2 tRNA genes are annotated in these 603 nt (G+C 55.9%); both read left to right on the top strand.

The features are described from left to right. Window positions 1-81 precede the first annotated feature (81 nt). Window positions 82-155: transfer RNA gene (locus N2041_RS14635), tRNA-Ile, on the top strand. A gap of 34 nt (window positions 156-189) precedes the next feature. Continuing rightward, a tRNA-Ala gene (locus N2041_RS14630) sits at window positions 190-262 on the top strand. The last annotated feature ends 341 nt before the right edge of the window (window positions 263-603 follow it).

Genomic DNA, 603 nt, shown 5'->3' with positions numbered 1-603 from the left:
CCCCTGTGAGCGGTCGCGGGGGCGAAGGAAGCCTCGGCGTGACTTCCTTATCACTCTTCAGTTGTTGAGGTGCGAAATAGCGGGCCTTTAGCTCAGTTGGTTAGAGCGTGCCTCTGATAAGGGCAAGGTCTCAGGTTCGAGCCCTGAAAGGCCCACTGGCTCTCCAGTAGGGGAGCTGCGCCCGAAGACGGGGATGTAGCTTAGTTGGGAGAGCGCCGCCTTTGCACGGCGGAGGCCAGGGGTTCGAGTCCCCTCATCTCCACCTGGCCCTTAAAAACGGAGTGGGACGACAGGTTGAAAAAGTGCGACAATTGCGTTTGAAAGTGGTTTGACGATCCGATCGGGGAATCAATCAGCAGCCCGGCGGTGAGTCGGGCTGCGCTGTCGAAAAAACCTGTCTGAGTCTTGAAGTGCCGTGGGCTACTTTTGAAGAAAAGTGGCTGACGGGGCTGGAAGACAAGCCCGAGACGAACAGCACCTTAAGAATAGAATAGTGTAGTAGAGAGAAGAAGGCGCATCAAGCAGTAGAAGAAGGAGAAAGAGGACTGAGGTCCTCGCATCACGTGAAGAAGCTGATAAGGCTCGTGGTGGATGCCTTGGTGC

The organism is Tepidiforma sp. (assembly GCF_026419595.1).
Lineage (GTDB): Bacteria > Chloroflexota > Dehalococcoidia > Tepidiformales > Tepidiformaceae > Tepidiforma.
Note: the sequence above shows the minus strand (reverse complement) of the source record. Positions and strands in the feature narration are given on the sequence as shown.